The following is a 24,965-nucleotide window of genomic DNA, read 5'->3' as shown; positions in this document are numbered from 1 at the left end:
CGTCATTCAGCGTCAAGGGCAGATACACCGCACACAATTTCAATTGTTGGGCCGTATTTGAGAAGTTATCGTGGATCTTCAGTCTCTGTAAGTTTTTGATTATCAGCTTCTTTTTTTCTGATATCGTTGAACTTACTCAGAAGCTTCTGATACAGGTTGTCATCTTTGCCTCTAACACTACCTACAAACTCGATTTTCCCACGTACAGAGTCTAAGAAACGCCCTAGCTCCTTTTCGGGCAAAGTCACTTTCTTGGCATATTTTGATTCATATGTTTCTGTAGCTGCCTGTAGTCCATACTTTTCCCAGGCATGAAGAGCACCGTCAATATTACGGACGTATTTACGACTTACATTAACATTTTGATTGACAATTAGACCTGTAACTTCCTGCCTTTGTGTTTTGTTGTAAGATAGCCTCACTTTTGCATCGTTAATTCTAAACCCATTTCTCTCTATGAGCGAGCACAATTCATCTCCTAAAACCACCTTAGAAGAACCAGTTTCATAAGATGAAACTAATGAAACTGGTAGTTCCTTCCTGTTGCTAGATAAAGTAATGTCATCTGCATATCGTGTATGAAATAACCCATGCTCTCTAGAAAATCTTTGTAATTCGCTATCCATTTTTGCACAAATAAGATTTGAGACTATTGGTGAAGTTGGTGCTCCTTGTGGTAGTCGATCATCGAAACAGCATATCTGAGCTAATATAGTCGCGACTTTCTCGTCTAGTTCATACGGTTTTCCCATGAACAATCCCCTAACTCGACCAAAGTTAATAGAGCCAAAGAAATCCTTAATATCCAGGTTGAGAATGAACTTTTTTCCGACGTGAGCTTTAGCGTTAGTAATAATGCTACGCGAAGTCGCAAATCCGTGAACAGAAGGTCTTGGTCGATAGACAGCATATAAAACTTGGCTGAGCTTTCTTTGAACTATTCCTAACGAACCATTAGGGGAATGAATAGTTCTATAACCTCTAGATTTCTTGGGAACCTGAAATTTTGTGTAGCGAGAATCGTGAGGAGTTCGGTAAATATAGTATATAAGATATTCATAGGGAACTTGCAAGAGTTGAGCAACATCATAAGGTGATTTAAGCTCTTTGAACTTTTGGGAAAGTTCTTCGCAACTCTCGTATAAAAATGGAGCAAGATCAGTCTTATTTTTCATAACTATCCGCTCAGACTCTTAAAATGAAGTACCTACTCTCTGAGCATTCACGCTTTCTGCATAAGCATCAGCAGAGGCCTACTGACACTGTTGAGTACCAGGGGCGTAAGGCTAAGTTGAGAGTCCTCCGTAGCAGTATCGCTCACGGAAATAAATACCCATTAAGTAGGTACGAAAGTAATTATACCACGATTTTCAAAATTTCTCAATTTTATTAAAAGTGTTATGGTACTTTATATATCTTCTTAATTCGTATTACCTCTTTTAAAAATTTCCTGATAGGTTTTTTTCTTTTCATATTTTGCCAATCTATAATTGGGGGATTTTCCAAGTGCACAATTAAGAAATTTAATAGATTCACTATATTTTCCTTGATGCCTGAATACAACGCCAATTTTAGTAAGAATCGTATAATCATCCGGCTGCCTTTTAAGCAAATTTTCATAAAATAAAAGAGCTTCATCCCATCTGTCTAGCTCCTGAAGCATTAATCCTTTGTTGTTTAAAATAGAAACATCTTTGATATTTGATTTAATGGCGTCATTTAGGATAGATAACGCGCCTTCTAAATCACCTAGGCTCTTACGATCAATTGCATAATTTAGCCTGAATGCTGAGCTTTTAGGATCTAGTTCAAGCAATTTTAGGTAAACTCGCTCCATAGTATCAACATCACCCATATATTTTGCAACTTTGGCTCTACTCTTTAAAATGCGGCGATCATTAGGTGTTTTTTCTAGTTTTTTATCGAGTTCGTCGGCTTCTTTCCGCAAATGTACCTGTGTGCGTCTCTCGATTTCTTTGGCAGTTTCTTCACTGTTCAGTTTCATACAGGTTGACCCTTTCTTCAGGTACACACTTCCCCCGGAAGTTTTATCCCCTGAAGTTTTATAGAGATATATTTTATCTTCTTCTGTCTTGATAACGTGTATTTGCAAAACATACAAGTCTTCTATAACCTTCCGCTCCACATTTAAAACATCATGAAAAGTTACTATATAATGATAAGGAGAAATAGGCGGATCTGTCATTCTTAATTTATTAGGAATATTTTTACCAATCTCGTCTCTGTCATTTCGATTAAGAGTGACTCCCTGAATGATCCCCGAGTCATCAATGCCCAAATAGAGATATCCCTCTATTTGAGCATTGAGGAATCCAACCACATACTGTTCAGCATGGTTCACAATAGTATTGACTGGCCGCTGTGACTTTATCTCCTTAAACTCAACAGAATCTCCTTCTTCTTGAGGAAAAGTTTGTCCTTGCACAAAGTTAATCGGCTGTGTCATATGTATGGGCATAAACTCTAGTTTCAATATTACAGCAATTTGCAATTTTGATCGCAATCTACTAGAATTCAGATACCAACCTTTGTTGGAGTATTTTTTTATGTCCTTGCAAGAGCTTAAAGAAAAAGCCAGCCAACTATCAGTCAGCGATCGCCTTGCCCTGCTAGGTGCGATCGTTCAATCGCTGCAAAGTACACCAGAAATCGAAAATTGGCAATATTTAGTTTCACGTCCTCATGCTTGGCGCAAACAACTTTATATTAAGGGACGTAAATTACTGGCATCGACTATTTGGCGAGACATGACTGCCAATCAGATGTCACCCGAACAAGCTGCCGAAAATTGGGATTTACCCCTGTCTGCTATCTATGAGGCGATTCATTACTGTCAGAATCATCAAGAAATTTTAAAATTAGAAGCAGACGAGGAACGCTATCGATTGGAAGTAAAAGGAGTCCAAGTTGAGCCTACGAATGCTGCTTGACGAAGATTCTCAAGCAAAGTATTTAGTCAATCTTCTTCAGGCAGCCGGTCACGATGTAGCCACAGTCAATACATTGGATTTAATGAATCATCCAGATTCAGTCGTGCTAGACGCTGCCAGAGAAAATGAGAGAGTGCTACTTACACGCAATTGTGATGACTTTCAGCAATTGCATCAAGCGAACCCAGAACATTCAGGAATTTTGGCAGTTTATCAAGATTCTGAAGCTTCTAAGAATATGAGTTATCAGGCGATTGTGAAGGCAATTGATAATTTAGAGACGGCAGAATATGACCTCAATAATCAGTTTGTGGTTCTCAATCAATGGAGTTATTAATTTATCAGAAACCAGGAAGAGATTCTAGTTGTTCACTTAGAATCTGCATAGATGACGAGGAGGCTGAATGAAAACCGCGATCGCCCTACCAATTGACCAAATCACCAAATTCTGCCAACATTGGCAAATCATCGCACTCTCCCTCTTTGGTTCTGTCCTTCGTGACAACTTTCAGGCAGACAGCGACATCGATCCTCCACCATCCGAGTAGCGAGCGTCGGATATTTTACCGTAAAACAATTGCTGGTAACTTCATAGTTGCGATCGTTGTTTTCACTAATTAACTGAAATTATGATTTTTTTGCACATTTTATGATCAGCAAGTCTTGGCTTGCTACCCCTCAGCAGCAATATGACAATCCTGCTGAGGGAAAAATAGCAAGCTGGTAGATTCTCTGGCGATCGCAAGAAGTGAGTTTTGTTCTCCCCACGAGCGAGGGGGTAGCTAACCCGGATTTGATATGATGCTTGAATTCCTTGGAAGCAGTGTATTTGCTCGTTACGGATGAAATAAAGCCATGCGATTTGCCACCTATCTGCACCCACAAACATTTTGTACTTCCAAACTCATTCAAGAAATTTCTTTTACGGGCTATTCTTTTACTTACTACAACCAAGTTAGACAGACTCTTAAAAAATCTCTGAAAAACTATCCTGCATTACCCTTAAGAAAAGCTAGGATAAGTGATTATCTTAGGGTTCACAGTCGCGAATATCTTCAAAAGATTATATTGCAAGCCCTCGATCGACCTCTGGATGAAATCAGCATATCCTTACCAGAATTGAGTATTGAATGTCAAGGCTTGGAGTATTGTTTACCCGGTTATCTCTACGGTTTGGGAGGAATGATGGAAGCGATCGACCAAATGAAACAGGGAAACCTAGAACGCGCTTACTGCTTCAGTATGGTTGGGCATCACGCTCATATTAATTGGGGACACGGTTACTGTCTCTTAAATCCTCTTGCTGCTGCTGGTCGATATGCTCAAGCCCAAGGATTTGAAAAAGTATTGATTGTTGACTGGGATATTCATCATGGCGATGGAACTCAGTCAATCTTTATCAACGATCCCAGCATCTATTGTATTAGCATTCATAGTGGCGTCGATCTCTACATGGCTAAAGCATCAGACTTGAAGGTTGGAACCACAACTGTTGCCGAAGCTGTGGGACACTGTAACATTCCGATCGTTAGTGAATCTTTTCCTATTAAAGTTTTGGAGTCAGAGGGTATAACTGGCAGATTCTACTGCGGGCATCAGAGTATTAGCACTTTTGAGGAAGCTCTAGAAAACCTTCCCTGGCAACCTGACTTAGTTGCTATTTTTTCGGGTTACGATTCACACAGAGATGATTGTGGAAAGGGCATCACAGATTGGACAAATGCTGATTTCTGTAAACTGACGGAAATTGTATTAGATTTTGCTAAGAGATGTGGATGTCCAGTTCTCTCTACTCACGGAGGTGGCTACAGATTACCAGTTACAGTTGCAGCCGCTACTGCTCACGTCAGAACTTTAGCAACCTATGTTTAGTTTTCTGCTGTGTGACAACCCGCTTGAGCACGAAGTGTAAAGCTTTAAACTTGTAAAACCAAACTCGGTCTGACTCCACGATCGCTCCGGGTGTCAGTGTCATGCCCGTAAATTGCCGAAACTGTGTGCTGCGAATAACTGTGGCTGTTGAACCCACACTCGAAGGCAATGTCCATAATCGATCTCGAAAGTTTCAACAATTGCTTTGCCCGTTTTACCCGTTGGGCGATCGGGTATTTGTAGGGGGATGTGCCTATCAACTGCTTCAACAGATGGCTGAAATGAAATTGACTCATGCCCAGCAATTGAGCTAAATCTGCAAGCTTAATATCTTGATTCAGATGTTCGTTGATGTACTCGGTTTGAGTTTCTGATTATATTGTGCTTCGCCAATGCGATGCTATCTCTGGGATGCTTTGGGGAACTGGCATTGCAAGACATAGGTAGATTGTGCCTAGATAGCAATCACTTTTGAAGTCATTGTAGAAATATAAAGTTTTAATTTTAATAATTTTCTCTGACTTTAGTTCGCTTGGTGTCCAACTTAAAAATTCAACACACAGCAGCCACCTTGACATGGCTGGCAGTACGCACCTTACTTGTATCTAGAGACGGGTTGTTTCAAAAATATCTTCTCTATCTTTAGGAATAGATAAACCCGCTCCGATCTAACCAGACAAAAATAAAGTTTTGAGTAAAAAGGCGGGGGTGGAAAGTACGAATGCAGATTGTAGGGTTTCCTGGCCTGTCATTCCCAAGTGCGATCGCCGAAGATAAGAGTATAGAAATTAAACGGCTGGTTTTCACCCGCCCTTACACAAAATGAACTTACAAAAAGAACAACAAGTAACAATTCTACAAGACGAAACAGCAGCGGCAGGAAATTCAGCCAACCCAACAGTTGAAACTCCTTTATACGCCTCAGAATTTGCAGCAGAGGAAAAAGTCAGAGTGGAAGAATTTAAGATTAGCGGCGACAGCCTAATTGGTAAAGTCAAAGAACTAATTCAGCAAGGAAAACTCCGCCACCTCGTCATCAAAAACTCGCAAGGGCGGACTTTGGCAGACATTCCGCTGATGGCGGGATTAGTAGGTGGCGTTGCAGGCTCAGTAGTCTTTCCAATTGCTGCTGTACTTGCTACAGTGGGAGCAGTTGCGGCTCATTTGACTGTAGCCATCGAGCGCAAAGAATAGTCATTACTCATTAAAAATCTTCTCTTCAAGTCCGCTTTCGCGGACTTTGTTTGTTTAGTAGGGATTTTAATCAGCGAATTGTCTGATCAACGCAAATTATCTGGTAGTTTCGCCGCAGGTTGGTCTAAATAATTGTAAACAATCCCCGAAATCCGACGGACAAAATCTCTCACAATCGGGTCATTGTAAGGACGTTTGACAAATATTGCCGCTAAATAACGCTTACCGTTGGGCATATCAATAATTCCCGCATCGCCAACCACAAAGCCGATATCTCCGGTTTTGTCAGCAATCACGGCTCCGGGGCCTAAACCCGAAGGCAAAAGCGTTCTAGTTGTTGTGTTCCGCAGTAATTCTAAAGCTTGTTCCCGACTCGATTCAGAAACTAATTTATCGCGAGATAGCATCGCCAGCAACTTTACCATATCCACAGAACTTGTGGTATTTGTTCCTTGAAAATCTCCCAACCAATTGCGAATTTTGGTGTCCGTTAATCCCCAACTGCGAAAACGCTCGTTGAGTTTAGCAATTCCCCCCAAACGTTCAATAATCATGTTGGTGGCTGTATTGTCGCTGATGGTAATCATTTTATCTACGGTTTCTCTGATGCTAAACCGAGTACCATTTGGTTCGTCTTGCATAGTGCCAGAACCGCTGGCAACTAAGTCGGGCTTCATAACTAATGTTTCGTCTAGGCTAACTTTGCCCGCGTCTACATCTTGATAAAAAGCAATCAAAATTGGTAATTTGATGGTACTGGCGGCCGGAAATACTCGATCGCCCTTGATATCCAAATAGTTTCCTGTATCTAAATCCAGAAAAAACATTCCGGCGCTCAGGGATCTATACTGTTCGATCGCACTTTCGATTTGAGGCTTGATGGCTGTCATTTCCGAGCCTGTTGACATCACCAAATCAGTAGAATAGTTTCTCTGATTTCCCGGCGAAACAGTGGGCGTAACTTGACCGGCTGCTTGTTCTACGCTGGTAATAGCTGTGGGTATAAAAGACTCGTTGCTGGCTATTTGCTCGGGATTTGGCAACTGAAACGACCAGCGAGTGGCAGATTCTCTAATGACTCGGACTTTTTGCGGGTCTAACTTATAGCCAGGAGTTAATTGTATCACTAACCTGGTAGTTCCGGTGTCAAACTGCCCGACTCTAATTTGTTGAATAGCTGAGTTGTAACTTTGAGGACTTTCGGGATACTCCAAGACTATTCCCGGTAAATCAATTACTAAGCGGGTGGGATTTGCAATTAGTTTAACTTGCGGCTGAACTCGTGAATCTGTGGTTAAATTGAGCTGATTTCCCCTGGGATCGAAGTGCCAAGATGTTAGTGTATCAGCTTTTGCGGGCAGGGCGATCGAGAAAAGACTAAGGGCGGCCGGCAACAGCCATCGCAGTTTTAGAGTCATGTTTGAAGAGAAAGAGTTTAACGGCTGCAGCAAGAAAGCGACTGGAAAAACGTTATCAACCGCTTTCGAGACGAAGCACCTAGCATCATACAGTCAACTCTTGCCCGCAGCCGTAAGTTTTTTATTTGCTTTGAGAGTATTCCGTTTTCGGGACTGATATCAAATCCGGTTCTATTACCCCTTTTTGTTCCAGTATCGCGCAGGCCGACAAAACTTTGTACACTGGCGGATTCTCTTGGCAGAATTCTTGTTGTGCAGGCACAAATTTTATTCACCTGAGATGACTTCAAGTTAGGCGACTTCTCGATTTCTAGCATCTTCGAGCGAGTCGATCGCGGCTTTTAAAAACACTTTTCCTTTAGCAACAAATCGGCGATCGCTCAAAGGATCGTAAGCTTCCCAATTACCGCTAACTTCGCGATCGCGCCACAAAAACCAGCAGCGGTAGATTTCCCCGCTATCTATATCATCGCACAAAGCCAGCCAATCATCCCCCGTGAGAGCGCTAGCATCTAATGCTACCAATTCCATCCATGCAAGCGCAGTGCAGGCATCGATCGCATCAGCGTCAACGGAGTCAGATTTGGTAGCTATAGGTTGTGGCGAACACAGTGTAGACTTCATAATTTCTCCTTAATTCAATTAAATCAATCAATCAATGAATTGCCCTATTTATGCAACTGACCCGGTACACCAAGTGGAAAAATTGTGTTTTGATAAATTTCTGGTTGGTCAAATTTACCAGCGGCTGATGCTTCTGTTAAATTATTAAGTGTATTAATTGTGAAAATGGCGGCGGTTCCCAAAGCGGCCATTGCCAGTCTGTGTAAGATTTTGCTCATTTGGCTGCTCCTTTTTTGCTTGGTGTATCTACTCTAAAAAGTTAAGTGGTGATTAGCGGCGGAGATTGGGGAGTTAAGAAAAAGTTTTTCTCCTCAAATATATTCAACTGTTGAAGCCGTTATCAGGACAGAGTTTCAGGAGTCGATCGCCCAAAAAACCTCTGACCGTAAAATTTCTTAAATTCCGCCTCGCGGACTATCTCCCTTAAAATCCCCCAAAATAGGAACTTAAGGCGTTAAAATTTCTAGATTCGTTCCCCTTTCACTGCAAGCGAAGTGCTCAAGTCAAAACGCGATCGCGGTCGCATTCTCACTGCCTCTGGCTTAAAGAAACTTAACGAGGCGCTCCAAGAATGGTCTGACCGAAATAACATTAGAGGTACTCTGACTGAAATCGAGGCTGAGTCTGGTGTCGGTGCCGATACAGTCAGCAAAATTAAGCAGGGTAGAGAAGGTGCGGATTTGAGTAAAATTCGACAGTTGTTCGCGGCTTTTGAAATGACTCTGGCTGCTAGCGACCACCGATCGGCTAAACTTGAGGAACCGGAAAATTTAGACGAGCTGGACAATTTGTCACCAGCGGGGGAAACAGGCACCAGCAGCAGAATTGTTAAAGTATTTGTCAGTTATCGCAGCGCCGAACCCGATCGCGAGTTAGGAAAACAGTTAGAAATAGCCTTAAGCGCGATCGGTCATACAGTTTTCACAGCAGAAAATAACATTAGATTGGGAGATAATTGGTTCGATCGCATTAATTTATTCCTCCAAGAATGCGATTATTTGCTGATACTTTTGCCACCAACGGGAAACCAAAGCGAACTACTAACATATCAAGTTCAGCAAGCAAAAGAACTGCAAGACTCCCGCCCTGACAGAAAACCAATAATTCTCCCGATCCGCGTCGGTTTTCCCCTGAACGCGCCTCTAAATCACGACTTGCGGGGCTATCTGTACCGCATCAAACAGAGGGAATGGAAAACCACCGCCGACACTCCAATTATTATCGAAGAAGTGCTGAATTTGCTAGCAGAAAAACCCGCACCAGTCACAGAAAAAACGGAAGATTTAACGCAAAAACAGCTATTAGAAATTAGCAGCGACGAAATACCTCTACCCGCCGCCGAACCGGAATTACCGGGAGGACAAGTCGATGTCGCTTCTCAATTTTATGTAGAACGCCCGCCCATCGAAGAAAACTGCTATCAAACTATTGTGCAGCCCAGCGCGTTAATTAGAATCAAAGCACCGAGACAAATGGGCAAAACTTCCTTGATGGCAAGAATTTTGCATCACGGCGCCCGTCAAGGTTATTGCACCGTGCCGCTAACTTTTCAGTTAGTAGATAAAGGCGTATTTGCCAACTTAGATAAATTTTTAAAATGGTTTTGCGCTTACGTCGGCCGCGAGTTGCACTTACCCAATCAATTAGACGATTATTGGGACGAGATTTTTGGCAGCAAAGTCAACTGCAAAGATTACTTTGAAAAATACATTTTACCGCAAATCGACAGTCCTTTAATTTTAGGATTAGACGAGATAGATCGCGTTTTCCAATATCCCGACATTGCGGAAGACTTTTTAGGACTGCTGCGGGCGTGGCACGAAGAATCGAAGCGGCGCGATATATGGAAAAAACTGCGATTAATTGTAGTTCACTCCACCGAAGTTTACATCCCAATGAACATCAATCAATCGCCTTTCAACGTCGGGCTGCCAGTAGATTTGCCAGAATTCAACCATCAGCAAATACAAGATTTAGCAGCGCGCCACCAGTTGAATTGGTCGGAGGGGAAAGTTGAGGAATTGATGGCCCTTGTCGGCGGACATCCGTATTTAGTGCGAGTTGCATTATATCACATTTCGCGATCGGGTTTGACACTCGATGAATTAAAAGAAACTGCGATCGCAGATGCGGGAATTTACAGCGACCATTTGCGCCGGCAACTATGGAATTTAGAAGAATACCCAGAATTGGCCCAGGGGATGAGAGAGATTGCACAGGCAGAAAATCCCGTGCAATTAAAGCCAATGCAGGCGTTTAAGTTGGAAAGTTTGGGGTTGGTGAAATTGCAGGGGAACGAGTGCGTGCCGAGGTGCGAACTGTATCGACAATATTTTCGATCGCACTTGAGCGCGATCGTGTAAAATTTTGTGCGTAAGTGCGGTAAGTAATAATCAGGTGAATGATACCCATGAACGATATTTTTTTGATAACATCCGATAATTGGCTAGACTGGATAACCGTGTTTGGTTATCTAGCCTTTACAGCTTTCATTGCATGGCGCGTGTTCACCACAAAGTAGATATATTATGAAATTACCTTCTGCCTCTTCTTCTTTTTTCTTACTTCGCGTCCTTCGCGCCTTCGCGGTTCGTTAAATAAATAGTAAAAAATGTAGATATTAAGACTAGGGTAAAACCCTAACTAAATTCACTACCTCAGACTGTAGTTAGATAGAATCCTCTCATAAATTTCATAATTCTCTCGATCGAAGCAGCAAAAAATTACTCTTTGAGAACCACCATTCTTTTGTATTTTTTCTGAGCATATCTTCACTGCAATCTCACCTGCTAGAGCCTTAGGATATCTGTAAATCCCGGTACTAATGCAAGGAAATGCCAAACTCTCTAACTCTTGATCTGCGGCGATTTGCATACACTTGCGGTAACACTCGGCCAGGAGTTCAGGTTCTCCATGATTACCTCCCCGCCATACTGGCCCTACTGTATGGATGATGAAGCGCGCCGGCAAGTTATATCCTTTAGTTAGCTTAGCATCCCCAATCTTACATCCTCCAAGCAATCGGCACTCATGAACAAGTTCTGAACCTGCTGCTTTGTGTATTGCTCCATCTACTCCGCCACCCCCAAGTAAACTGGTATTTGCAGCATTCACGATTGCATCAACTTCCAGTTTTGTGATGTCGCCCAAAATAACTTTCATATTTTTTGTAATAGTAAACTCTAGGCAAGTTTAGCAAAGAAACTCGTTATCTAGTCTTGCGCTCTCAACTTTCGCAAAATCGGAATTTGTTCCAACTGTTCGGGCCGTATACAATCCCAGTTTAACCCTGTCGGACGCGGATAACTTGTATTAGTCTCAATTACATCCTCAGCAGTAATAATCCAATTCAGCGCCCAATCGTGAGCCTGCATTGGTAAACGCGAATCTGCGACTATTTGCAAAGGATGCACTGTTGTCACAATTGGCGTATCCATTTGTACTAACCCGAATTCCTTCAACATAGCCAATTCCAAATCGGCAAATCCTGCACCTTTCCCGGTTCTTCCACCGTTGGGGCCTGCAGCTACACAGCCGACTATTACTAAATCAATCGGCTCCATTTCTGCAAAACTTACCAATTTTCCGCAAGCGAGTGCTTTGCGGGCGATCGCACTTTCGGCAATTGATAGATTTTGCCGCTGCAAATTTTCAGCAGTTAACTCTACAAAACAGCGCTCGTCCGTCAATCGCGGTACTGCCATATACAGGCGTTTTCCATCTTGCAAAGCTCGCATCCGCACCGGAATTTGTGGCGAATCTGGATTGCACTTAATCGTTTTTGCTTGTTGCCATATTCGTAAAGTTGCCAATCTTTCGGCAGCCAACTCAGCACCGACAAAGTTGGGGATATGACCAAACGGATCGCCAATAGATGCGGCTTGCTGCTTCAGCAAAGACCAAATTTCAGCTCTTAACTTGTCTTTGTCGTCGTTATATCCAGTCCAATCAGTTTTCATGCTGTAAGAAGAAGGAAGAAGGAAGAAGGAAGAAGGAAGAAGGAAGAAGGAAGAAGGAAGAAGGAAAAATGCTCATCTAGCAACTTTTTTAGCCATTTGTATCTGAGATTTAATTAAGTATATTCATTTATTGTGGTACAATTAATCATACAAAATTATAATAAGCCCTCGATTATTTAGTCTCTTAGAGAGGGACTTCGTTTGACTCTTGAGGGGTTTAAACCGCCGAATGTTCTTTTTTATTTTATGAATTTTACCACAAAGCCCAGTTACTATCAAGTCGGTGGGAGTTTGACAAATAACGCTCCGAATTATGTCAAGAGGCAAGCCGACGACGACCTTTATAACGGATTGAAAGCCGGGGAATTTTGCTATGTTTTGAATTCCCGGCAAATGGGAAAATCTAGCTTGCAGGTGCGGACAATTCAGCGGCTGAGAAATGAAGGAATTGCTTGTGCTGCGATCGACATTTCGGAAATTGGCAACCGCGGCGTCACTCCCGAACAGTGGTATGCTGGTTTGCTACGCATTCTCGAAAATAACTTTAACCTGTCCGATATTGTCAACGTGCGGACTTGGTGGCGCGATCGCAATTTTTTAACTCCGGTTCAAAGATTGAGCGAATTCATCGAAGCCGTACTGTTACCCAACATTTCCAGCAATATTGTCATTTTTATTGACGAAATCGACAGCATTCTCGCCCTAGATTTTCCCGCCGACGATTTTTTAGCCTTAATTCGCTCGTGCTACAACAAGCGCGCCAACAATTCAGAGTTCGATCGCCTAACTTGGGCCCTCTTAGGCGTAGCATCGCCAACGGATTTGTGCCGCGAGAAAAATGCCAGCAGCAATACCCCTTTTAATATAGGCAAGGCGATCGAATTAACTGGTTTTGACGAAACAGAAGCTCAACCGCTAGCAGCGGGGTTGGCAGAGTTTACAAACTGCCCTAATCAAGTTTTGAGAGAGGTTTTGTATTGGACGGGCGGGCAGCCGTTCCTGACTCAAAAGCTGTGCAAACTATTGTTGGAAAATGCCGAATTAATCCCGAATTTACCCCCCCCAGCCCCCCCTTGGCAAGGGGGGGAGGAAGATGCAGCCCCCCCTTGGCAAGGGGGGGAGGATGATCCAGCCCCCCCTCGCCAAGGTGGGGAGAAAGATAAAATTCACTCTTCTCAAGAGTGGGTTGAAAAGGTAGTGCGCTTGAAAATAGTGGAGAATTGGGAATCTCAGGATGTCCCAGAACATTTGTCCACAATTCGCGATCGGCTTTTCAAAGAAAACCAGCGCATTGTTAGGAGACTGGGATTGTATCAGCAAATTTTAGAACAAACTGAAATTGTCCCCGATGGTAGTGCCGAACAAATGGAGTTGCGATTAAGCGGATTAATTGTTAAGCGCGGGGAAAAATTAACAATTTCTAATCCTATTTATGAAGCTGTATTTAACAAACGATTAATTGAAGAAAAATTAGAAAAACTCTCGCCTTACTCGGAAGCCATCAAAGTCTGGCTAAATTCTAGCTGTGAAGATGATTCCCAACTGTTGCGAGGGAATGATTTGCAGGCAGCATTAGTTTGGGCGGCAGGAAAAAGTTTGAGAAACGAAGATTTTCAGTTTTTGACTGCCAGCCAGAAAGTTATTTTGAGCGACCAAAATCAACTGCTGCATTCAGCTACACTAGAAACCAAAAAAGCTGTCTGGGATGCCGAAAAAGCTTGGAGTGAAGCTGACTCTGCCAAACAAAAAGCCAAACAGTGGATCGGCATAGGTTCTGCGGTACTGGCAGCATCGTTACTGGCGGCGATCGGCTTTTCAACTCTCGCTTACCAGCGGTTTAAACTAGCACAAGCAAGTATTGAAATCGAACAAAATGGCAGCGATGCTTTATTGTTGGCTGTTTCTCAAAAGACAGAAAACAGCGAAGCTTTATCAGAAGCTTTACTGAGGGCGATCGCCTCCGGAAAAAAATTAAAAACCTTGGTTGAAAACAAACATAAGCTAGAACAATACCCGGCAACTAGACCGCTGTTAGCCTTACAAATTATTCTCGATAAAATTAGTGAAACACAGCAGATCAAAGCCTCATTAAGTCCGCCAAGAAAGATAAAGTGGCAAGCTCATAAAGGTGCAGTTACCAGCGTCGCTTTTAGCCCAAAGAGGCACATTTTAGCAACCGCAGGAATAGACGGTCGAGTTAGAATGTGGAACTTTTCCGGGCAAAAAATTGCTGAATGGAAAGCTTTACAGCAGTCAGTTAATATGGTAACTTTTAGCCCGAACGGTAATTTTTTAGCGACCGCCGGAAGGGACAGCAGTGTTAAAATATGGAATTTATCAGGTAAAAATATTTCTACTTTGAAAGGAATTCAAGGCTCTGTTACCAGCATCAGTTTTAGTCCCGACGGAAAGTTATTAGCGGCGGCAGGGATAGACAGCTATGCTGCAATTTGGGATTTGTCTAAACTGCCACAATTAGTATCGTCTAGCCTGAAACTCCCAGGTCACAACGGCTTAGTGAGAAGCGTAAATTTTAGCCCAAGCGGCGATTTCATAACGACTTTAGATGGCAAATCTACAGTGCGACTTTGGAATTTGTCGGGCAAGCTGAAAAAAACACTGCCTATTCAGGCAATTGGGCTCAGTTTCACTCCGGCTCAACACCAGTATCGCTTTGCTACAGTAACATTGAATGGCAAAGTTGGGCTGTGGAATCTGTCAGAAAAAGAATTAGTTAAGGAATTTCAAACCTTGCATTTTGATGCGAAATCAATTAGTTTTAGTCCCGACGGAGAACGGCTTGCTACAGTGGGAATTGACAAGACTGTACGGCTGTGGAATTTAGCGGGGCGGCAGGTTGCTCAATTTGAGTTCGAGGAGAATGTTGTTAGTGTCAGTTGGAGTCGAGACGGAAAGCAAATTGCTGTAGCTGGAAGCAACGGCACTGTCTGGCTGAGGCAGGTTGAAGGGTTAGAAGAATTGCTGAAGCAAAGCTGCAATTTTTTCACCACTCAACCGAAGTATTTTACAAGAGTTTCAACTCTCTGCAAGTAGGGTCATACATGACTTTAGCACGTAGGACACAGCATTGCCCATAGGTGTCAACTTCACGTTAAACCGATAGTCCGACAGGGGTTGAAACCCCTGCCTCAAAGCTAAAGTCCTCTCAAGAGGACTAATGAGTTCTTCAGTCCTCTTTGAGAGGACTTTAGCTATTAGACAGGGAATTCATTCCCTGGCGGACTGCCGGGTGAGCGGGAGGACTGGCAGACGAAAAGCTTAAGTTGACACCAATGGACATTGCCGTGTCTCTACCTGTAGCTAATAACTTATGACTATCAATTTACTTTAACAGGCGAAACACTTACATTAGGATTTGTAACTCTTTTTAAGAGTTCTTGTCGGGCTTGTTCGGGATTTTGACCTTTGGGTACTTGATATAATAATCTACAGGAACCGTCTTGAGGATTAGCTGCACAAATAATTAGTTGACCGGTGGTGGATGCACCTGCTGTGACAATATTGTCCCAGCTTCCTTGCGGTTGCGAGTTGTTGAGAATTCCTGAGACTCTGGTACACCGAGTAATCGCATCTTCTCCTGATTCATTGAAATAGTTATCAGCTAGCCACAAAATGACGGGAATATTTTTGCCTTGTTGGACAGCAATTGTAGCTGGGCGGCCGCCAGCAGCGCCGCAAAAGAATGAAGGCGCTTGGGCAAAGGCTGGACTGTTTGCTAAAATCGGAGCAGCAAGGGCAATAATTGACGCGCTCAAAGCAGACTTTAAGAGCCGAAATTTCATGAGCAGTAATAAGCTTTTTCATTTAAGGTTACTAATAGTCTAAAAAGTTAAACTGTTTGTTGCCGGGAAGATTAGGCATTTAGAGAAAAAAATAAAATTTATTTTGCAAATTTTTGCCGATCGCACACACTGGCCTCATCTAAGCCAAAACTCCGCGAAAAAAGCTCGCTGAGAAACACCAAAGGCAGAAAATAGATGCAGCCACAGGGGGCGCAGGCGCGAAGGAATAGGGTAAAGGTGCGGTTTTTGCTGAGCCTCGCTCTTCCTGAAGCCGTCCCACCTAAAGTGGAACCTGTGTTAATATCGAAAAAAATATTCTCTTTAATAATCAACAATGGGCAATGTTCTGGTGCTGAACGCCTCCTACGAACCCCTTAACATCACCAATTGGCGAAGGGCGGTAGTTTTGTTGCTGAAAGGAAAAGCAGAACAGGTAGAACACAACGGGAAATTTATTGCGCCAAACTTCCCGCTACCAACTGTGATCCGACTGCGGCATTATGTCCGAGTTCCCTATAAAGATATTCCGCTGACCCGCCGGAACATCTTGCATCGGGATGCACACTCTTGTCAATACTGCAGTTATACGGGGGACGATTTAACCCTCGATCATGTAATTCCCCGATCCCGCGGAGGAGGCGACAGTTGGGAAAACCTCGTCACCGCCTGCGTCCGCTGCAATGTCAATAAAGGCAGCCGCACGCCGAAAGAAGCGGGAATGCCGCTGCGCTATCCGCCTAGGAAACCTCACAGCGGTCTTTATTTTGAAGTCACTAAACACGTTAAGAGCGGTATGCACAAAGAATGGCAAAAATATGTAATAGGCCTTTAAAACCCCTGTCAGCGCAAGCGCGGGGGTTTTTTGCAGGAGTTGTTAGTTATGAGATTGCTTCGTTCCTCGCAACAGACACTCTCTGCATGAATTAAAAAATTAAAGAGAGAATTTACGCTCTTAAATCCGGTTTCTCGTCAGAAGTATTGGCTTTGACAACGAGGCATCTACAAAGAAACCGGGTTTAAGATAGAATGTCGCGCACATCCTGAAATAGTTAAATTGTTAATTTTTAATGATGAAAGACCACGCCCTTACCAATTCCGATGGAACATCGGGCAACCGCGAAGGTGAACTTGATACCAGCAGCGAGGTTGTACCCGCAGTGAGTGCGCCTGCGAAACGGCGCAGCAAAGCCGAAGTTGCTTCCGAAGAGAATCGCGGCCGTCTCCGCGAGGAATTGCACGATCGCAAAGTCGAGCAATTGCGCCAAATGTTCGATCGGCACAAAGGCAATCGCCAATTAATATTACTGCAAGATTTTCCCGACCCCGACGCACTTTCAAGCGCTTGGACTTACAAATTAATTGCCGAACAGTACGATATCCAATGCGAAATTATCTACGCCGGCGCCCTCAGCCACCAAGAAAATATTGCCTTAGTTAAATTGACAGGGTTGCCGTTGCAGCGGTGGACGGTGGAAACATTAAAAACTAAGGATTTGTCGGTGTTTCAGGGTTGCGCTTTCATCGACAATCAAGGGACGACTTGTAATTTAACCGAGTATATTTTAGCGGCTGGAGTTCCGATCGCTGCCGTCATCGACCACCACAATTTGCAGGGGGAAATGAACGCAGAATTTATCGATTTGCGCCCTCAAATCCGCGCTACAGCCACGATTTTTGCCGAGTATTTACAGTCTGGACTTTTAGCTCTCGACGGCAGCGTCAGCCTGCACATCAAGTGCGCTACAGCTTTGATGCACGGTTTGCGATCGGATACGATCGCCCTCAGACAAGCTCAGGAGGAGGACTTTTTAGCTGCAGCTTATTTGAGCCGGTTTTACGACCCGCAGTTGCTGAATGCGGTGTTGCAGTCGTCTCGTTCTAAGTGGGTGATGGACGCGATCGAGCGATCGCTCAAACACCGCACTGTCCAGAATAATTTTTCGATCGCCGGCATCGGCTACCTCCGCTATGACGATCGGGATTCTATTCCCCAAGCGGCGGACTTTTTAGTAACAGAAGAGAACGTACATACAGCCGTTGTTTACGCAATTGTTCACGACAAAGATGAGGAGATTGAAGTAGTAATTGGGTCGCTGCGGACTAATAAACTCACTCTCGACCCCGACGAATTCATTAAAGAAGCCTTCGGACAAGATGCTCAAGGACGCTTTTTTGGCGGTGGCAGAAGTCAAGCAGGAGGTTTTGAAATTCCGGTGGGATTTCTTTCGGGCGGGAATGAAAATAGCGATTATGCAAGGCACAAATGGGAAGTATTCGATGCTCAGATCAAGCAAAAGTTGCTTAAATTAATTAGTCCTAAAGACAATCCTGTGTACGATCATTAACTCGGCAGCTTTTAGGTGCGGTCTTGATTCCAACACCAGTCTGGAAATGCGATGCTGGGTTCGACCTCCGGTTGCTACCAGGTTTTGTCGCGTTTTTTTCTCGTTTCGGGCAAAATCTCAATTTGACAATCAGTCCTGCCGGCACTTCAACTCTCATCAACCTCGTTTTTTAACTCTTATTGAGGGTTGGATCTCACGCCCAGCGCACCTCTGTCATGAACAGGCTTTCCGGCCGGTTCCAAAAAAATTAAATTTTCTTGTGGGTAGTAGGGGTCGGGCATGAGAACCCGGGCATAAAAAGTTTATTTAAAATGGTGCAAAATGTCAGTTTGAACGAAGTAACGGGGTTGAAAAATCCGGTTAAGTTCTCAGGGCTAACACTAATAAATTTTATCCCCATCTTCCAAAAATACACACCAAAAAAATCGGGTATTTTAACTATTGTCAAGGGAGGCAACGAAGAATTTTAGTAAACAACCCGGTGTGGGAAAAAATTGAGTGGACTCTAGTTTACTAAAATTCACAACATAATTATTCAATTATAAAACTTCTACAGGGTTATTTTTTTGATATTTAATTATAAATTAGCTAACTCAATCATAATTTGTTATAGTTGGTGCAGGAGATTTCCGATCGCAATTATAAAATAAACGCCGTAGAAAAGGCAAAACACATACAGGAGAGTTTAGATTATTGCCTAACTTCCCAAAAACAACGAGTTGTAGTATTACCAATTTTTTTAAGACAAGTCAAGTATTTTTTTTGATAAACCCAAAAACCGATTCTTATGATTGAAAAAAATATTATATTTATTTGTTGCGGGGTAGAATAGTAACAAATAGCTTAAAAAAAAAGGAACACGGAGATGTCTACAAAACAGACTTTCTCTTGGTCGTTAGAGAAAATCATAGAAAAAAAATCTGAAATTGCACTTCAAATCAACGATTTCGTGGAGCTGGAGACAATTTTGCAATGTGCGCTAGAAGAAACCAGGGTGCAGCTGGAAACCGATCGCCTGATTATTTATCGCTTCCTACCAAAAGGAAATGGCGTAGTATGGGCTGAATCGGTTGATGCCCAGTGGCCGCAAATCCTAGGAAAACAGATTTATGCTCCTTGCTTGGAAGCTACCTGGGTAGAGCGTTACAGCCAGGGACAAACGAGCAGCATTTCTGATATTCCCAGCGCTCATCATCAAGCTTGTTATGTAGAATTGCTCGATCGCCTCCAAGTTCAGGCAAATTTAGTTGCGCCAGTCTTGCTAGATGACAAACAGCAGCAATCTCCGAAGCTTTGGGGACTGTTGATTGCTCATCACTGCCGAAGTCCGCGTCAGTGGGGACCTCTCGACGTTCAGATCCTGCAACAGGTTGCAATGCACATCGGGTTGAGGATGCGGCACTTGGAATCTCACCGCCCGGTGCTGGGGCCAAATCAACCGCCGGAACTCGAAACAGAACCGAATCAAACTGATCCCAATACAGAAAGCGCGCCAAGAGTCCATCATCAAAATTGTCTACAACCAGAGTTTGCCTGTTCCCTGAGCGGGGATATTGTCCACCTCAAAGCCTTTGACTTGTTGCAAAACCCGATCTGGATATTTGATATTGAGGATTGGCAAATGCGGTGGGCAAACCAAGCATCCTTGTATCTGTGGGATGCTTCCACGCGGCAGCAACTCGCGAGCCGCAACTTTAGGGATATGTTGTCAGAGTCTACTCGGATTCGCTTGCAGGCCTATGTGCGACAGTTTGAGCAAGGCCAAACCTTGTCCGACCAGTGGACGTTTTATCCGGGCGGTGAGCCTGTTTCTGTCGGCTGTCGGTGTTCTGGCATCAGGATTGATAATGGGCGTTTGGCAATCTTGGTCGAGGGTACGGTCGAAACCGCTCATCAAATCGAACCAGAAACCCTGCGATCGATCGAGGCACTCCGACACACCACGCTCATGGTTTCGCTTTACACTCTCGAAGGTGTGCCGCTGCTGCAAAACCCGGCGGCCTTGCGCTGTTACGGGGAGGCGCTGCACCCTGGCTCTGCGACAGACAATGCTTTTCTGAGCCGCTTTGTTGACCCTCAGGTAGGAGAGCGAGCAATGGCAGTTCTTAAGTCCGGTGAGGTCTTTAGCACGGAAGCTCAAGTGATGACTCTGGCGGGAATTCGCTGGCACGGGATGGACGTGCGGTGTACCGACGACCCGGTAACAGGCAACCCGATGTTGCTCGTCAACGAAAAGGATATTACCGACCGCCAGCAGACAGAAACAGCCCTGCAAAAGAGTGAAACCCGGTTGTCAGAAGCCCAGCGGGTTGCCCGCATGGGTAGCTGGGAATGGGACGTGATTACGGGTAAAATTACCTGGTCTCCCGAACTATTCGAGATTGTGGGACGATCCCGGGCCCTGGGCGAACCTACTTATGAAGAAAACCTGCTGCTTTACCATCCCGAAAGTGCCGAACAGCTACACCTGGTAGTTCAACGAGCGCTCACTCGCGGAGTGCCTTATCTATTGCAGCTCAAAATCCTGCTCCCGAATGGTTCTATCCGCCATATCGAAGCCAGAGGACAGGCCGAACTCAATGCAGAGGGACAAGTCATTCGGTTGTTTGGTACATCCCAAGACATTACAGATCTTGTTCAGGCGGAAACAGAACTCAGAGAATTGAGTACAGCTCTTGCTAATGCCGTCGAAGGCATCTCGCGGCTGGATATTTTCGGACAGTACATCACCGTTAATCAAGCCTACGCGAATATAGCAGGTTATCAACCTGAAGAAATGGTTGGTATGAATTGGCAGAAAACAGTTCATCCCGACGATTGCCACAGGATGATGGCGGCTTATCAAAAAATGCTAGCCGAGGGCCGAGTGGAGGTTGAGGCCCGGGGTATCAGGAAAGATGGCTCGATCTTTTACAAGCAGGTGGTGCTGTTGGCAGCCTACGACTCGCAGGAGCGATCGATCGGGCATCACTGCTTTATGAAGGATATCAGCGATCGCAAGCAAGCAGAAGCAGCCTTACAACAAGAGTTCCAGCGTCTGGCTGTGGTGATTGCCACCCAACAGGAAATCGCCATCCGCAATCCTAACCTGGATGCAGTGATGGCGGTGATTACCGATCGAACTCAAAAATTGATCGGCGCCGATGGGGCCGTGATTGAAATGCTTGAAGGGGATGAGTTGGTGTATCGGGCAGCGAGCGGTATCGCCAGCGCCTATGTGGGATTACGGATCAAAGTAGCGACAAGTTTATCGGGAAAATGTATTGCGACCGGCCAAATCATGCTTTGCGAGGATTCAGAAACCGATGCACGGGTGGATCGGGCTGCCTGTGAGCGCATTGGTATCCGGTCACTGGTGGTTGTTCCCTTGTTCTATCAGGACGATCGGGTTGGCGTCTTAAAAGTTGTTTCAGCTACACCCTGTGCCTTTACAGAGCCACATATTCATACCTTACAACTGATGGCCGGGTTTCTGGCAAGCAGCCTGCATCTGGCTTCAGAGTTTGATGCCAAAAACATTCTCCTGAGTCAATTACAGGAAAGTGAGGAACGCTACCGTTCTGTGATTACTAGCATGACAGAAGGTGTCGTACTCCAGCTAGCAAACGGACAAATTACTGCGTGTAATGCTAGTGCCGAAAGAATTCTGGGGCTGACCCCCGAGCAAATGATGGGGCGCACATCCGTAGATTTAGACTGGCGAATCGTCCGGGAAGATGGCCAACCGTTCCCGGGCCAACAGCATCCGGCAATCCTCACCCTACGCACGGGACAAGGGCGATCGAATGTGGTGATGGGCATTCACAAATCGGATAAAACGCTGACTTGGATTTCGATTAATTCGCAACCGCTGTTCCATCTCAATCAGTCTCAACCCTATGCAGTAGTGACGACTTTTGCTGATATTACAGAACGCAAGCGGGCAGATGAGATGCTAAGACACCGGGCGGAACGAGAAAGATTAATTGCTACGACAGATGGGTTAACACAAGTAGCAAACCGCCGCTGTTTTGATGAGCGATTGCAGTCGGAATGGCATAGGCTGATGCAGACCAAACAACAGCTTTCGTTGATTATGTTGGATGTAGATTATTTCAAGCGATATAACGATTGCTACGGACATCAAGCTGGGGATACTTGTTTGGTGAAAGTCGCGAAAGCCGGAGCAGCGGCGGTTAAGCGTTCCACCGATTTGTTTGTGCGGTATGGGGGCGAAGAATTTGCTGCTATCCTGCCGAGTACGGATGCTGCAGGGGCGATCGCGGTTGCTGAGTCGATGCGTCAGGCAATCCGAGATTTGGGAATCCCTCACGAGCAATCTGATGTGAGCTCGATCGTGACTGTGAGCATGGGAATTGCGACTGTGATTCCCTGCTGCGAAAAATCGCCGGATGAACTGATAGCCGCATCCGATCGAGCATTGTACGATGCGAAACGACAAGGGCGCGATCGCTACAGAAGCGCCAACCAGATGACGGCGCCAGATTTCAATCCAGTTGTAGAATAGGCAAAATATGTCGATCGCGCCAAACTTCACCCATAAGTTCGTAGGCGTAAGCCGGGGCGTAGCCATCGCACAGCTATCAAAAGGACAGCGACAGTGGATTTATATCTGATCCGTCACGGTATCGCAGCCGAGCCCGAAGAATATGATACAGACTCAGAACGCCCGCTGACTAAAGAGGGCAATCGTAAAACCAGGAAAATTGCCCAACGGCTGTATGAGCTCGAAATTCAGTTTGACTTGATTCTCACCAGCCCCCTACTGCGGGCGCAGCAAACCGCCCAAATCCTGCAAACAGCCGATTTGAGTTCCAAAATAGAAGAATCCGGGGCCCTCGCACCTTCAGGAGAAATCGGAAACTGGCTGGAGTGGTACAAACAGTGGCAGGAAATAGGTAGCCGCAGCTTGGCCCTGGTGGGCCACCAACCAGACTTAGGCCACTGGGCAGAAACTTTGCTGTGGGCTCGATCGCAAGATGCCCTGATTCTCAAAAAAGCAGGTATCATCGGCTTAATCCTCCCGGAGACCGGCTCCCCAGTGGGCCGCAGCCAAATGTTTTGGCTAACTCCGCCCAAGTTTTTGCTGCACTAGAAACAGCGAACCGCCCCGACATTAACAGGACGCGCCAGCCCTCTTAAAACCGCATTCTCGGACGGCGAAACCGGGTTTGAGGGGCGACAATACGCAGCGGTGCGATCGGGCTGTCTGTTGAAAAACCCGGTTTCTGAACCCCAATTAAATGATTATTTGTCAACACTGTGACACTATCTTCGTTTCTGGTAATGTACTTTTAGTAGATTGAACTCACACAAAACGGTATCGCAATGGTCGTCGGCGAATTCAAACCAGGTTTAGAAGGTGTTCCCGCCACCTTGTCCAGCATTAGCTACGTCGATGGACAAAAAGGGTTGCTGGAATATCGCGGGATTAGCATCGAGGAACTGGCACTGAAAAGCTCCTTTCTCGAAACTTCATATTTATTAATCTGGGGGGTACTTCCGACAAAGGAAGAACTCGAAGCTTTCGAGCATGAAATTCGCTATCACCGCCGGATCAAATATCGCATCCGGGACATGATGAAATGCTTTCCAGAAAGAGGACATCCCATGGACGCCCTGCAAGCTTCAGCGGCCGCCTTGGGCTTGTTCTACTCCCGCAGAGCTCTGGCTAACCCAGCATACATTCGAGAAGCTGTAGTGCGGCTGCTAGCTAAGATTCCCACAATGGTAGCAGCGTTCCAGCAAATGCGGCGGGGAAATGACCCGGTGCGACCGAGGGATGACTTGGACTACTCGGCTAACTTTCTTTATATGCTCAACGAGCAAGAACCCGATCCGCTGTTAGCTAGCATTTTTGACACTTGTCTGACTCTCCACGCTGAACATACAATTAATGCCTCTACATTTTCGGCAATGGTAACAGCTTCGACGCTGACAGACCCTTACGGAGTGATTGCTTCAGCAGTTGGCACTTTGGCGGGGCCGCTGCACGGGGGAGCTAATGAAGAAGTGATTGATATGTTGGAGCAAATTGGTTCGGTAGAAAACGTGCGGGCTTTTGTCGAGAAGAGTGTTGCAAATAAGGACAAAATCATGGGCTTCGGTCACCGAGTTTACAAGGTGAAAGATCCGAGAGCAACTATTCTTCAGAGGTTAGCGGAACAGTTGTTTGAGAACTTCGGCCATGACGATTATTACGACATTGCTGTCAAGTTGGAAGAAGTGGTTGAAGAGAAATTGGGTCACAAAGGAATTTATGCAAATGTAGATTTCTATTCTGGTCTGGTTTACCGAAAAATGGGAATTCCGCTGGACTTGTTTACGCCGGTTTTTGCGATCGCCCGTGTTGCTGGCTGGTTGGCCCACTGGAAGGAACAGCTAGAGGCAAACCGCATTTACCGCCCGACTCAAATATATACGGGGACTCACGGTGCTCCTTATATTGCGATGGAAGAAAGGTTGCCGTCCTAAAGCAAAATTATCAACCCAGAGATGAAAAGGGCCAGAAGAATTGTTTTGCTTTTGTGAAGTGGTGAATTAAAAATTGCTTTCGCGTTGCGAGTCAGGAAGCAATCTCTGTCTGTCACGATCTGCCCTGCTGGGTTGTACCCCTCTTGTATGTTGTGGTGTTTGTTGGCGACAATAGTAAGAAGTGACGATTTTCAGGAACTCCGGTCCTCAGGCTTGCGGGTCTGAGGCTTTTTATTGCAATATTACGAATAGCTTTCGGTAGGTTGCTGCGCGCGCACCCTACTTGTATTTACGCTTCGCTTGTATAGTATTAGGTACAAAGTGA

21 protein-coding genes are annotated in these 24,965 nt (G+C 44.9%); 12 read left to right on the top strand and 9 right to left on the bottom strand.

The genetic code is table 11. The features are described 5' to 3' along the window. Positions 1 to 65: 65 nt before the first annotated feature. A complete protein-coding gene (locus QUA62_RS00495; RefSeq protein ID WP_333401917.1) occupies positions 66 to 1,175 on the bottom strand; it encodes a reverse transcriptase domain-containing protein in 1,110 nt (369 codons plus the stop codon). A 245-nt stretch (positions 1,176 to 1,420) separates the two neighbouring features. After that, complete coding sequence (locus QUA62_RS00490; protein ID WP_333401916.1) at positions 1,421 to 2,446, bottom strand: RNA-binding domain-containing protein; 1,026 nt, start codon at positions 2,444 to 2,446, stop codon at positions 1,421 to 1,423. A 121-nt stretch (positions 2,447 to 2,567) separates the two neighbouring features. On the opposite strand from QUA62_RS00490, the gene QUA62_RS00485 reads away from it, so the two are divergent. The 4 genes from QUA62_RS00485 (at position 2,568) to QUA62_RS00470 (ending at position 4,823) form a co-directional block, all read left to right on the top strand. Next, complete coding sequence (locus tag QUA62_RS00485) at positions 2,568 to 2,951, top strand: hypothetical protein (RefSeq protein ID WP_333401915.1); 384 nt, start codon at positions 2,568 to 2,570, stop codon at positions 2,949 to 2,951. Continuing rightward, a complete protein-coding gene (locus QUA62_RS00480) occupies positions 2,941 to 3,288 on the top strand; it encodes a DUF5615 family PIN-like protein (protein ID WP_333401914.1) in 348 nt (115 codons plus the stop codon). Before QUA62_RS00485 ends, QUA62_RS00480 begins: the two co-directional genes overlap by 11 nt. 67 nt (positions 3,289 to 3,355) lie before the next feature. Further along, on the top strand, positions 3,356 to 3,499 hold the full coding sequence (locus QUA62_RS00475; protein ID WP_333401913.1) for a nucleotidyltransferase domain-containing protein: 144 nt from the start codon (positions 3,356 to 3,358) through the stop codon (positions 3,497 to 3,499). Positions 3,500 to 3,806: 307 nt separating this feature from the next. Next, positions 3,807 to 4,823: a histone deacetylase gene (locus QUA62_RS00470; protein WP_333401912.1), complete on the top strand. Its 1,017-nt coding sequence runs from the start codon at positions 3,807 to 3,809 to the stop codon at positions 4,821 to 4,823. Between the two features lie 44 nt (positions 4,824 to 4,867). On the opposite strand, the gene QUA62_RS00465 is transcribed toward QUA62_RS00470, so the two are convergent. After that, the gene (locus tag QUA62_RS00465; RefSeq protein WP_333401911.1) at positions 4,868 to 5,128 is read right to left on the bottom strand and encodes a helix-turn-helix domain-containing protein; all 261 of its coding nucleotides are present in this window, start codon (positions 5,126 to 5,128) and stop codon (positions 4,868 to 4,870) included. A gap of 517 nt (positions 5,129 to 5,645) precedes the next feature. On the opposite strand from QUA62_RS00465, the gene QUA62_RS00460 reads away from it, so the two are divergent. Then, positions 5,646 to 6,017 (top strand): DUF4342 domain-containing protein, encoded by a 372-nt coding sequence (locus QUA62_RS00460; protein ID WP_333401910.1) that lies wholly within the window; start codon positions 5,646 to 5,648, stop codon positions 6,015 to 6,017. 86 nt (positions 6,018 to 6,103) lie between these two features. Here QUA62_RS00460 and QUA62_RS00455 read toward each other — a convergent pair whose 3' ends face one another. The 3 genes from QUA62_RS00455 to QUA62_RS00445 all read right to left on the bottom strand — a co-directional run bounded on the left by QUA62_RS00455 (position 6,104) and on the right by QUA62_RS00445 (position 8,277). Further along, positions 6,104 to 7,435 carry a serine hydrolase gene (locus QUA62_RS00455; RefSeq protein ID WP_333401909.1) on the bottom strand — a complete coding sequence of 444 codons (1,332 nt, stop codon included), beginning with the start codon at positions 7,433 to 7,435 and terminating at the stop codon, positions 6,104 to 6,106. Positions 7,436 to 7,726: 291 nt separating this feature from the next. Next, complete coding sequence (locus QUA62_RS00450; RefSeq protein ID WP_333286991.1) at positions 7,727 to 8,059, bottom strand: hypothetical protein; 333 nt, start codon at positions 8,057 to 8,059, stop codon at positions 7,727 to 7,729. Between the two features lie 44 nt (positions 8,060 to 8,103). Next, positions 8,104 to 8,277, bottom strand: a complete 174-nt coding sequence (locus tag QUA62_RS00445; protein WP_190659259.1) for a hypothetical protein — start codon at positions 8,275 to 8,277, stop codon at positions 8,104 to 8,106. Positions 8,278 to 8,553: 276 nt separating this feature from the next. Between QUA62_RS00445 and QUA62_RS00440 the strand changes: the two genes are divergently transcribed. Continuing rightward, on the top strand, positions 8,554 to 10,422 hold the full coding sequence (locus QUA62_RS00440) for an AAA-like domain-containing protein (protein ID WP_333401908.1): 1,869 nt from the start codon (positions 8,554 to 8,556) through the stop codon (positions 10,420 to 10,422). Between the two features lie 289 nt (positions 10,423 to 10,711). Here the strand turns inward: QUA62_RS00440 and QUA62_RS00435 are convergent, their stop codons facing one another. Both QUA62_RS00435 and QUA62_RS00430 read right to left on the bottom strand, forming a co-directional pair. Beyond that, complete coding sequence (locus QUA62_RS00435) at positions 10,712 to 11,221, bottom strand: O-acetyl-ADP-ribose deacetylase (RefSeq protein ID WP_333401907.1); 510 nt, start codon at positions 11,219 to 11,221, stop codon at positions 10,712 to 10,714. A gap of 50 nt (positions 11,222 to 11,271) precedes the next feature. Further along, entirely contained in the window at positions 11,272 to 12,018 is a 747-nt protein-coding gene (locus QUA62_RS00430; RefSeq protein ID WP_333401906.1) for a 5-formyltetrahydrofolate cyclo-ligase, read from the bottom strand. Between the two features lie 246 nt (positions 12,019 to 12,264). On the opposite strand from QUA62_RS00430, the gene QUA62_RS00425 reads away from it, so the two are divergent. Beyond that, complete coding sequence (locus tag QUA62_RS00425; protein WP_333401905.1) at positions 12,265 to 15,072, top strand: AAA-like domain-containing protein; 2,808 nt, start codon at positions 12,265 to 12,267, stop codon at positions 15,070 to 15,072. A gap of 284 nt (positions 15,073 to 15,356) precedes the next feature. Here the strand turns inward: QUA62_RS00425 and QUA62_RS00420 are convergent, their stop codons facing one another. Next, positions 15,357 to 15,821, bottom strand: a complete 465-nt coding sequence (locus QUA62_RS00420; protein ID WP_333218685.1) for a COP23 domain-containing protein — start codon at positions 15,819 to 15,821, stop codon at positions 15,357 to 15,359. Positions 15,822 to 16,155: 334 nt separating this feature from the next. Here QUA62_RS00420 and QUA62_RS00415 point away from each other — a divergent pair, with 334 nt between their 5' ends. The 5 genes from QUA62_RS00415 to QUA62_RS00395 all read left to right on the top strand — a co-directional run bounded on the left by QUA62_RS00415 (position 16,156) and on the right by QUA62_RS00395 (position 24,640). Then, the gene (locus QUA62_RS00415) at positions 16,156 to 16,653 is read left to right on the top strand and encodes an HNH endonuclease (RefSeq protein ID WP_190659271.1); all 498 of its coding nucleotides are present in this window, start codon (positions 16,156 to 16,158) and stop codon (positions 16,651 to 16,653) included. A 235-nt stretch (positions 16,654 to 16,888) separates the two neighbouring features. After that, positions 16,889 to 18,166: a bifunctional oligoribonuclease/PAP phosphatase NrnA gene (locus QUA62_RS00410; RefSeq protein WP_333401904.1), complete on the top strand. Its 1,278-nt coding sequence runs from the start codon at positions 16,889 to 16,891 to the stop codon at positions 18,164 to 18,166. An 865-nt stretch (positions 18,167 to 19,031) separates the two neighbouring features. Next, positions 19,032 to 22,673 carry a diguanylate cyclase domain-containing protein gene (locus QUA62_RS00405; RefSeq protein WP_333401903.1) on the top strand — a complete coding sequence of 1,214 codons (3,642 nt, stop codon included), beginning with the start codon at positions 19,032 to 19,034 and terminating at the stop codon, positions 22,671 to 22,673. A 93-nt stretch (positions 22,674 to 22,766) separates the two neighbouring features. After that, a complete protein-coding gene (gene sixA / locus QUA62_RS00400; protein ID WP_333286973.1) occupies positions 22,767 to 23,261 on the top strand; it encodes a phosphohistidine phosphatase SixA in 495 nt (164 codons plus the stop codon). 233 nt (positions 23,262 to 23,494) lie between these two features. After that, the gene (locus QUA62_RS00395; RefSeq protein ID WP_333401902.1) at positions 23,495 to 24,640 is read left to right on the top strand and encodes a citrate synthase; all 1,146 of its coding nucleotides are present in this window, start codon (positions 23,495 to 23,497) and stop codon (positions 24,638 to 24,640) included. Positions 24,641 to 24,965: the final 325 nt, after the last annotated feature.

Source organism: Microcoleus sp. MON1_C1 (assembly GCF_036701945.1).
Taxonomy (GTDB): Bacteria; Cyanobacteriota; Cyanobacteriia; order Cyanobacteriales; family Microcoleaceae; genus Microcoleus.
Note: the sequence above shows the minus strand (reverse complement) of the source record. Positions and strands in the feature narration are given on the sequence as shown.